Origin of the sequence: Microbispora oryzae (assembly GCF_017896165.1) — a bacterium.
Lineage (GTDB): Bacteria > Actinomycetota > Actinomycetes > Streptosporangiales > Streptosporangiaceae > Microbispora > Microbispora oryzae.
In genome coordinates, this window is record NZ_JAFCNB010000006.1 from 370,607 (window position 1) to 378,915 (window position 8,309).

The window sequence follows — 8,309 nt, forward strand, 5'->3', positions numbered from 1 at the left end:
CGGCACCCCACCAGATCGGACGTTCCATGAAACGTGCAATCTGGCCGTCGGCCCGCCTCGCGGCGGCCGTCGGCACCGTCATCGCCGCCGTGGTGGCTGCGGTCGTGGCTGCGCTCGCGATGCCGCCCGGAGCCCAGGCCGCCGCCGGGGATGGGACGCCCACCGATCCCAACATCCGTTTCGTCGGACGCTGGGACACCCGCGACAGCGGCGCCTACGTACCCGGCTGGGCCGGGGCCTACTTCACCACCGGGTTCACCGGGACCACCGTCAAGCTCAAGCAGCGCGACACCATCGACCTCTACTACAGCATCGACGGCCGCCCCGACGTCTACCTGCAGAACGTGCGGGGCACGGTCAACCTCACCCCCACCCCTCTACAGTCCGGCAACCACACCCTGCGCGTGTCGTACCGGGTGGTCGCCGGCTCCTACCACGGCGACGCGGTGTTCCAAGGGCTGGTGCTCGACTCGGGCGCACGTACCCGGCCCGCCCAACCGGCCCGCGGCATGGTCGAGTTCGTCGGCGACTCCATCACGGTCGGCACCACCACCTCGAAGAACGCCCTCACCGCCTACGGCTGGCTGGTCGGCGAGCAGCTCGGACTGGACCACATGCAGGTCGCCGAGGGGGGCGCCTGCCTGGTCAGCACCGCTGACGGCTGTGTCGGCCTGGACCGCCGCTTCGTCAAGGTCAGCGCCGCCGACGGGGCCGTCGACCACGACTTCACCCGATACCAGGCGGACGTCGTCGTCATCAACCTTGGCACCAACGACGCCGGCCACGGGGTGTCCACCACGCAGTTCCAGAACGCCTACGTCGATCTCCTGCGCACGATCCGCGGCAAGTATCCGAAGGCCGCGATCCTCGCCCTGCAGACCTTCCGCGGGCGGTTCGTCCCGCAGACCCAGGCCGCGGTGCAGACCGTCAACAACGCCGGCGACCACAACGTCTTCTTCGTCAACACCGACGGATGGGTGCCGTCCGACGGCCTGTCCGACAGCGTCCACCCCAATGACGCCGGACACCGCGCGATCGCGGCCAAACTCGCGCCGATCGTGGCCGCCCACCTCACTCCGTCCGCCAGCCCCACGCCGACACCATCCGTGTCGGCCGGCGTCACGCCCTCGGCGTCGCCCAGCCCCAGTCCGACGCCCTCGGTGTCGCCCAGCCCGACACCGAGCAGCCCGGCCGGCGGTTGCGCCGTGCACTACACCGTGAGCAACCAGTGGCCCGGCGGTTTCCAGGGTGAGGTGCAGGCGACCAACACCGGCAGCGGCACGCTGAACGGGTGGACGCTGCGCTGGACCTTCGCCGACGGCCAGCAGGTCACCCAGGGCTGGAACGGCACGTTCACCCAGACCGGCGCCACGGTCTCCGCCACCAACCCCGCGTGGAGCCCGGCCCTGGCCCCGGGCGCCTCGGCGACGGTCGGCTTCACCGGCACCTGGAACGGCGCCAACACCACGCCGGCCTCCTTCACTCTCAACGGCGTCGCATGCGCGCTTTCCTGACCCCGCGCGGCCGGTCGTGAGGCAGCCGTACGCCCCGAGGACGCGAAGCACCCCGCCCGAGAAGGAGAGGACCGCAGAATGAACGGGTTCCGACGGCGCGCCGCCACGGCGATCACAGCCGTGGTCGCGGCACTGACCGGGGCGCTGACCGTTACGGCGGCGCCGAGCGCGGGCGCCGCCACCGGGTGCGCCGTCACCTACCGGATCACCAACCAGTGGACCGGTGGTTTCGGCGCGGACGTCACCGTGACCAATCTCGGAGACCCGATCAACGACTGGACGTTGACCTGGGCCTTCTCCGCAGGCCAGAGCGTCACCCAGGCCTGGAACGCGACGGTCACCCAAACCGGGGCGAACGTCACCGCCAAGAATGTCGACTACAACCGCACCATCCCGGCCAACGGGTCGGTGAACTTCGGCTTCAACGGCTCGTGGAGCTCGGCCAACCCGGCACCCACGAGCTTCGCGCTCAACGGCGCCACCTGCACCGGCGAGCTCACCGGCAGCCCCAGCGCCTCCCCGACCCGAACGCCCAGCCCCAGCCCGAGCGCCTCCCCGACCCGATCGCCCAGCCCGAGCCCGTCGCCGAGCACCTCCCCGGCACCAGGCAACATCACGGTCTGGCTGGCCGGCGACTCCACCGTCGCCAACAGCTCCGGCGCCCCCATCGTCGGCTGGGGACATGAGCTCGGCCAGTACCTCACCACCAACGCCACCGTGGCAAACAACGCCGTCGGCGGCCGCAGCATCCAGACCTGGCTGTACGAGTCGGCCGTCACCAGCACCAAGAACTCCAACGGCGAATGCGTGCTCAGCTCGAACACCTACGCCGCCCGCTGGCAGTCCATGCTCAACGCGTCCAGCGGAATGAAGGCCGGAGACTACCTTTTCATCCAGTTCGGCATCAACGACGGCGACACCGCCTGTCCTCGCCACGTCGGCTCCGCGCGATTCCGCGAGCTGCTCACCACCATGGTCCGGACCGCCCAGCAGCGCGGCGCCAACCCCGTGCTGGTGACGCCCGTGGCCGCCCTCACCTGCAGCGGGAGCACCGCCACGCCCAACCGCGGCTACGTGACCGAGACCTTCGACGTAGGCGCCGCCACCGGAGCCCCGGTCATCGACCTGCACAAGCTCAGCTACACCCTCTACAACAGCCTGCACTTCTGCCCGTACAGCGGTGACTACACCTCCGGCCCGGTCGGCGCGTTCTTCGCCAACGACCACACCCACTTCGAGACGACCGGCGCCCGGCAGATCGCCGGCCTCGTCGCCGGGGCCGTACGCGACCAGCGTCTCGGCCTCGCGGCCTACCTGCGCTGACGGCCCGGAACCTGGCTGACGCTCTGGAGGTCCGCCGCGAGGACGGCGAACTCGCCGATCAAGGGGTTCCGGCGGGTGCTGTCCCAGGCCAGGCACACCTGGTTCGGCGGGATGTCGGTGATGGGAACGTACGTGACGTCCGGACGGGTGTAGAAGGCCATCACCGACAGCGGCACGACGACGACTCCATGACCCGCGGCGACGTGTTCGAGCTTCTCTTCCACGGCGTGGAAGAGAAGCTCGGCGCGACGTCTTCCCGGCCGCCGCAGCTCGGTGGCGATGTCGCGCCATTCGGGAACGGCGTAAGGATCTTGGAGGAGGTGCTCATCGGCGAGGTCGGCGATGCCGATCACGTCCTTACCCGCGAGGCGATGGCCGGTGGGCAGCACGGCGACGCGCGGCTCGCTCATCAGTGGCCGGACTCGCAGCCCGCGCTGGTCGATCGGCAGGCGCACGTAGCCGATGTCCACCCGGGCATCGTGGATGGTCTCGGTCTGGTCGTTCCATGTCGTGCGTACCACCTCCACGGTCAGCTCTGGGTGGCGCTCGCGCAGCGCCTGGACCGCCGGAGTGACGATCAGCCCCGGCATGAATCCGACGGTGAAGACGTCGGCGCCGCGTGCGGCCCGACCGACGCGGCGGCGCAGCGCCTCGGCCGAAGCTAGCAGGGGGCGGGCGTCCGCGAGTAGTTGCTCGCCCGCGGGGGTGAGTTCGGTGGCACGCCTGGTGCGTACGAACAGCTGGACCTTCAGCTCCTCCTCAAGCGCCCGGATCTGGCGGGAGAGCACGGGTTGCGCGATGTGCAGCGCCTCGGCCGCCCGGCCGAAATGCAGCCGCTCGGCCACCGCGACGAAGTAGCGCAGCTTCCGCAAATCGACGTCCATCAGCTCCCCCTTCCTGCCTTGATACCCGAAGGGTATTACAGGCGGAGCAGAGGGTCTTGGACGGCGGCGACGGACCGGCCCCATCGTGAAGGAGTCGAAATCCCCGTACAAGAAGGACCGATCATGGATCTGCAGGGTCAACGCGTCGTCGTCCTCGGCGGCACCTCGGGTATCGGGCTGGCCACCGCGGAGGCGGCAGCGCGACAGGGCGCCGTGGTCACGGTCGCCTCCAGCCGCCGGGCCGGCGTCGACCACGCGCTCACCCGGCTGCCCGACCTCTGCGACGGCCGCGTCGCCGACCTCACCGATCCGGCGGCGGTGGGCCGGCTCTTCGACGAGGTCGGCGAGTTCGCTCACCTGGTCTACACCGCCGGTGAACCGCTGACGCTGATGCCGCTGGACACGCTCGACCTCGCCGCGGCCGGCGGCTTCTTCGGCCTGCGCTACTTCGGTGCGCTGGGGGCGGTCCGCGCCGCACTGCCGTACCTGCGCAAGGACGGTTCGATCACGCTCACCACCGGCGTCGCAAAGGATCGGCCGGGACCCGGCTGGGCCGTCGCCGCAAGCGTCTGCGGCGCCGTGGAGGCGCTGACCAAGGCCCTGGCCGTCGAGCTCGCCCCCGTCAGGGTGAACGCCGTGTCACCCGGCGTCGTCCGGTCTCCGCTGTGGACGGCGATGGGAGAAGCGGAACGTGAGCGGATGTACGCCGAGGTCGGCGCCGCGATCCCGATGGGGCGGGTGGGCGAGGTCGAGGACATCGCCCGGGCGTACGTGTTCCTGATGACAGAGCGGTTCGCCACCGGAACCGTCCTGACCGTGGACGGCGGAAGCATCCTCGTCTGATCAGGATCGCGCCCATCCTGAGGACGAGTGCTCTCGAACGCCAGACGTGCCGGGCTCCTCAGACGGCTTCGAGTACGCGCTTCAACCGAGTGAGGTCGGCCTGCACGAGGCCCGCGTCCCGGGCGAAGTCCTCATCGCTCATGTCCGGGAGGCGGCGGAGGGTGAACACGACCTCACAGCCGTCGCCATCGGGGATGACCCGCATGGGGTTATAGACGACCGCGCCGGACGGCAGTGTGACGTTGTGGTCAAGGACGCCGTACTCGTTGGGTTCCACGAAGGCGAAGCCGACCCGTCCCGACGGGGTCTCCACGAACCACTGCCCCTCGACGTTCTCCACGGAATCGCCGAGTCCCGGAGCCCACTTCGGCAGGTTGGCCGGGCTGGACACGTACTCGTAGACGTCAGTCGCGTTCCGGTTGATCCACTCGCTGATGTGCCTCGACTCTGAAGCCATGCGCGCCATTATCCCCACCGGTCCTCCCGGCCCGCAGAGCCGGCTTGGCCTATTCGCGTAGCCAGGGCCTCAGTACGGCGGCCGTCGCCTCCTGCAGGCGGCGGCTCACGGCCGCGGGGTCGTCTCCCGCCGTCTCCAGCAACACGTCCAGAGCTCCGGTTACCGCCCCGACGAACGCTCCGACGAGTGCCGCAGCCCCGACCTCGTCCAGCTCATCGGGGTAGGCCGCGCACAGGTGGCGGGCGATCTCCCGCTGCGCGTCGAACTGGAGCTGCAGGCCGCGCCCCCGCACCGCGGGCACGCTCCGGACGAGCCGCATCCGGAGCGCGGCCATCCTGCTCACCATCTCGTCGCTGTCACGGTTCACGTCGCGCAGCGCACGTAGGAGCACGTCGGCCGGCCGGTCCTCGGGCCCGCGCGCGGCGATGGCGTCGAGGGCGGCCGCGAGCCGCGAGTCGCTCTCCGGGAAGAGCAGTTCCTCCTTGCTGGCGAAGTAGCTGAAGAAGGTACGTGTGCCGATTTCGGCCGCCTCGGCGATGTCGGCGACGGTCGTGCCCTCGTAGCCATGCTCCTCGAACAGCCCCACGGCAGCCTCGACGATCGCCTGGCGGGTCCGCCGCCGCTTCCGTTCGCGCAGAGTGAGCTCAGCCATGCCGCGGATGATACCGCATTAAATGTCATACGACACTCATTGCAAATCTGCACTGAGTGCGGTTATCGTCCACCATATGCAGACCGTGCTGATCTCAGGAGCCGGCATCGCCGGAAGCACCCTCGCCTACTGGCTCACCCATCACGGGTTCGAGCCCACCGTCGTGGAGCGCGCCCACGGCCAGCGTTCCAGCGGCAACCCCGTCGACGTACGCGGTCCCGCCCGCGAGGTCGTCGCGCGCATGGGTCTCCTGCCGCAACTGCGCGCCGCGGCGACACGCGTGACCCGGCTGACCTTCGTCGACGACCGCGGCAAGCGGATCGGCGGCATCCCGATGCCGTCCGACGACATCGAACTTCCCCGTGCCGACCTGGCCCGCATCCTCTCCTCCACCGTGGCCGCCGACTATCTCTACGACGACACCGTCACCGCCCTGCACCAGGATCCCGGCGGCGTGGACGTCACCTTCGAAAACGCCGCGCCCCGCCGCTTCGACCTGGTCATCGGCACCGACGGGCTGCACTCGGCGGTCCGCCGGCTGGCCTTCGGCCCGGAGCGGCGGTTCATCGACCATCTGGGCATGTATGTGGCCACTCTGCCCCTGCCCGAGCTCGCCCTCGACCCGCACGAGGTGCTTCTGCACAACACCCCGGGCCGGGCCGTCGCCCTGCACCCCGGCACCGGGCAGGGCGGGGCCGCCTTCTTCTTCCGCAGCCCCGCCGTGCCCGGTTTCGACCACCGCGACACCGCCCAGCACAAGCGGCTGATCGCCGACGCCTTCGCCGGGGGTTCCTGGCGGATCCCCGAACTCCTCGATGAGGTCCGGCAGGCGGACGACCTCTTCTTCGACTCCGTCAGCAGGGTGCGCCTCGACGGCTGGTCGGCCGGGCGGGTCGCGCTGCTCGGCGACGCGGCCTCCTCTGTCTCACTGTTCGGCGACGGATCCACTCTGGCCATCGCCGGCGCCGCCACCCTCGCCGACGCACTGGCCGCGCACCGGGGCGATCACTCGGCGGCGTTCCGTGCCTACGAGTCCCGCCACCGCCTGCGGACCAATCCGAAGCAGCGCTTCGTCTCCCCGGCGTCCCGGCTGCTCATCCCGGCCACCGGCTACGGCATCGCCGCCCGGAACGCCGGGGCGCGCCTGATTTCGGCGGTCTCACGCGCCCGCGCCGCCTGATCCGGCCATCACTGGGCGATCCGGGCGCGGACCGCGGTGCGGTCGACGCCCATGTGGTCGAGCAGTTCCGCCACCGGGTCCGGCCGCTGTTGCGTGAGCAGCGCGAGCAGGAGCTGCACCGGGGCCTGGGTATTCCTGTCCTTACGGGTCGTCATCTTGATCGCGTGAGTGACCGCGGCTCTGGCGCTCGTGGTGAGTGCTGCGGGCGACACCACGGGATGCCTGCGCGCCCCGGCCTGCGGCGCCTGGCCGACATCCAGCCCGATCGCACGCAGTGCCGCCGCGTCCAATTCGGCGAGGGCGGCGCGCGCGGTCGGCAGGTCCGTACCGAGGGCGCTGACACCGACCGAGTCGGGGCCGCGTAGCAGGCCGAGCAACAGATGCTCGGTGCCGACGCGGCGGTCGCCGCGCGCTCTGGCCTCGTCGGCCGCCGCCTTCACAGCCACGGCGAACAGGCTCTTCTCACTACCGAACATCGAGATGCCTCACTTTCCGTATTTGGCGTGCACCGACTGCCGTGACATGCCGAGAGCGTCACCGATCTGCGCCCACGTCCATCCCTGCTCCCGGGCCAGCGCGACCGAGACGGCCTCGACCTGCTCGGCCAGCCGATGCAGCGCGCCCACCGCACGCAGTCCCAGCGCGGGGTCGTTCGACTTGATGCGCTCGGACAGTTCCTCCAGGTCCATGCTGTCAGTCTGGATTGACACGGGGCCCGTGTCAACCCAGACTGACAACCATGCGAACCGGCCCGTTCTCAGGGCCGCCGATCGCAGGATTGCCGTACGCAAAGACCGTCGGCGACGAGGCCGAGGACGCTCTCCGGTTCGGCGGAGCCCGCGAGCAGGAGGCGCAGCAGGAGGCGTTCGTCCGGATATTCACGCAGTTCGCCCCGGGCCAGCGCCCGGGAAAGCATCTCGTGGAGAGTGCGGCGCAGAGCCTCGAAGAGTGCGGAAACCCGCGCCGCCGTGGCCGGGCCGCGATTTTCCAGATACGGAAGGACGAGCAGCAGTCCGCCGATGGGCCGCAGGGAGGTCAGGAGGTCAAGCAGTTCCTGCCGGAGAGAGTCACGCGGAGACGCTGGTCGTGGTTCGAACGTGGCGACGGCGTCGGCGAGCAGGACGTCCACGCTCGGCCAGCGGCGGTAGATGGCGCTCTTGGCCACCCCGGCCCGTTCGGCCACGGCCTCGATGGGGATGGACGCGACGCCGTCGTCGACGAGCATCTCGACGACCGCGGCGATGACCGCTCTGTCGATCGCCGGGTCGCGTGGACGACCCATGTCACTGCTGTCCGGTAGCCATCGCCGCACCCACCGTGCCGCCGGTCGCCTCGTCGATGAGGATGAATCCGCCGGTCATGCGGTTGCGGGCGTAGTCGTCGACGAACAGCGGCTGGGTGGTCCGCAGCGAGACCCGGCCGATCTCGTTGAGCCCGAGAGCGGTGGCCGACTCAT

At 70.2% G+C, this 8,309-nt stretch carries 11 protein-coding genes; 4 read left to right on the plus strand and 7 right to left on the minus strand.

The window, feature by feature from the left end; translation table 11 throughout:
• Nucleotides 1-26 precede the first annotated feature (26 nt).
• Together JOL79_RS14620 and JOL79_RS14625 are read left to right on the plus strand one after the other, a co-directional pair.
• A complete protein-coding gene (locus tag JOL79_RS14620; protein WP_210156317.1) occupies nucleotides 27-1,514 on the plus strand; it encodes a cellulose binding domain-containing protein in 1,488 nt (495 codons plus the stop codon).
• A 78-nt stretch (nucleotides 1,515-1,592) separates the two neighbouring features.
• Nucleotides 1,593-2,837: a cellulose binding domain-containing protein gene (locus JOL79_RS14625; RefSeq protein WP_210156318.1), complete on the plus strand. Its 1,245-nt coding sequence runs from the start codon at nucleotides 1,593-1,595 to the stop codon at nucleotides 2,835-2,837.
• Here the strand turns inward: JOL79_RS14625 and JOL79_RS14630 are convergent.
• Complete coding sequence (locus JOL79_RS14630; RefSeq protein ID WP_210156319.1) at nucleotides 2,825-3,721, minus strand: LysR family transcriptional regulator; 897 nt, start codon at nucleotides 3,719-3,721, stop codon at nucleotides 2,825-2,827. The genes JOL79_RS14625 and JOL79_RS14630 overlap by 13 nt on opposite strands.
• Nucleotides 3,722-3,844: 123 nt before the next feature.
• Here JOL79_RS14630 and JOL79_RS14635 point away from each other — a divergent pair, with 123 nt between their 5' ends.
• Complete coding sequence (locus JOL79_RS14635; protein WP_210156320.1) at nucleotides 3,845-4,564, plus strand: SDR family oxidoreductase; 720 nt, start codon at nucleotides 3,845-3,847, stop codon at nucleotides 4,562-4,564.
• Between the two features lie 58 nt (nucleotides 4,565-4,622).
• Here the strand turns inward: JOL79_RS14635 and JOL79_RS14640 are convergent, their stop codons facing one another.
• Together JOL79_RS14640 and JOL79_RS14645 are read right to left on the minus strand one after the other, a co-directional pair.
• Entirely contained in the window at nucleotides 4,623-5,021 is a 399-nt protein-coding gene (locus JOL79_RS14640; RefSeq protein WP_210156321.1) for an SRPBCC family protein, read from the minus strand.
• 49 nt (nucleotides 5,022-5,070) lie between these two features.
• Complete coding sequence (locus tag JOL79_RS14645) at nucleotides 5,071-5,673, minus strand: TetR/AcrR family transcriptional regulator (protein ID WP_210156322.1); 603 nt, start codon at nucleotides 5,671-5,673, stop codon at nucleotides 5,071-5,073.
• 76 nt (nucleotides 5,674-5,749) lie between these two features.
• On the opposite strand from JOL79_RS14645, the gene JOL79_RS14650 reads away from it, so the two are divergent.
• Nucleotides 5,750-6,853, plus strand: coding sequence for an FAD-dependent monooxygenase (locus JOL79_RS14650; RefSeq protein ID WP_210156323.1), 1,104 nt, complete (start codon nucleotides 5,750-5,752; stop codon nucleotides 6,851-6,853).
• Between the two features lie 8 nt (nucleotides 6,854-6,861).
• Here the strand turns inward: JOL79_RS14650 and JOL79_RS14655 are convergent, their stop codons facing one another.
• The 4 genes from JOL79_RS14655 to JOL79_RS33985 form a co-directional block, all read right to left on the minus strand.
• Nucleotides 6,862-7,329 (minus strand): Clp protease N-terminal domain-containing protein, encoded by a 468-nt coding sequence (locus JOL79_RS14655; RefSeq protein ID WP_210156324.1) that lies wholly within the window; start codon nucleotides 7,327-7,329, stop codon nucleotides 6,862-6,864.
• 9 nt (nucleotides 7,330-7,338) lie between these two features.
• Nucleotides 7,339-7,542, minus strand: a complete 204-nt coding sequence (locus JOL79_RS14660; protein ID WP_210156325.1) for a helix-turn-helix domain-containing protein — start codon at nucleotides 7,540-7,542, stop codon at nucleotides 7,339-7,341.
• Between the two features lie 68 nt (nucleotides 7,543-7,610).
• On the minus strand, nucleotides 7,611-8,135 hold the full coding sequence (locus JOL79_RS14665) for a TetR/AcrR family transcriptional regulator (RefSeq protein WP_210156326.1): 525 nt from the start codon (nucleotides 8,133-8,135) through the stop codon (nucleotides 7,611-7,613).
• A 1-nt stretch (nucleotide 8,136) separates the two neighbouring features.
• A partial coding sequence (locus JOL79_RS33985; protein WP_443674004.1) for an elongation factor 1-alpha C-terminal domain-related protein occupies nucleotides 8,137-8,309 on the minus strand: 173 nt, incomplete at its 5' end.